Origin of the sequence: Corynebacterium pyruviciproducens ATCC BAA-1742 (genome assembly GCF_000411375.1) — a bacterium.
Classification (GTDB): Bacteria; Actinomycetota; Actinomycetes; order Mycobacteriales; family Mycobacteriaceae; genus Corynebacterium; species Corynebacterium pyruviciproducens.
Genome location: NZ_KE150448.1, coordinates 553,459 through 554,190, shown reverse-complemented (window position 1 = coordinate 554,190; position 732 = coordinate 553,459). Strand labels below are relative to the sequence as shown.

The window sequence follows — 732 nt, the reverse complement described above, 5'->3', positions numbered from 1 at the left end:
CGATAGTGCCCGGCCAACGAGGAGCCAACGGCTCATCCCCGCAGGTGCGGGGCAGATGGCACGCCGGCGGCGGCGTTGCTATCCCAGTGGCTCATCCCCGCAGGTGCGGGGCAGATAGGAGGAAGAACCGGCCAGCACGCAAGCGACCGGGCTCATCCCCGCAGGTGCGGGGCAGATGCTAGTACCTCCCGGCCTGCGCATACGCCCGTAGGCTCATCCCCGCAGGTGCGGGGCAGATATTCCGCGCGCCTTTTTGACCGGCGCGCTTGTCGGCTCATCCCCGCAGGTGCGGGGCAGATAAATTTTGATGACGTGAAGTGGTGGATGAAAACGGCTCATCCCCGCAGGTGCGGGGCAGATGTGAAAGCGTACCGGAAACTGCATTCGGCATGGGGCTCATCCCCGCAGGTGCGGGGCAGATCATCAGTTCAACCAGGTCATCAACAGCCGGGAACGGCTCATCCCCGCAGGTGCGGGGCAGATCAATCTTCCACCCCTCCCGCACGTGGTCAGTGAGGCTCATCCCCGCAGGTGCGGGGCAGATCGACGCCCACCACTGTGAGGGCTGTGGTCTCAAGGCTCATCCCCGCAGGTGCGGGGCAGATGACGGGTTGACAGCGATTAGGCGTGTAGGTAAAGGCTCATCCCCGCAGGTGCGGGGCAGATGAGGGCTTTAAGGATTTGCTCATCGACGGTTCCGGCTCATCCCCGCAGGTGCGGGGCAGATGACGG

At 64.8% G+C, this 732-nt stretch carries 1 CRISPR repeat array.

The features are described from left to right. Nucleotides 1-29: 29 nt before the first annotated feature. A CRISPR array of direct repeats spans nt 30-727; the repeat unit is 28 nt; unit sequence GGCTCATCCCCGCAGGTGCGGGGCAGAT. Nucleotides 728-732 lie beyond the last annotated feature (5 nt).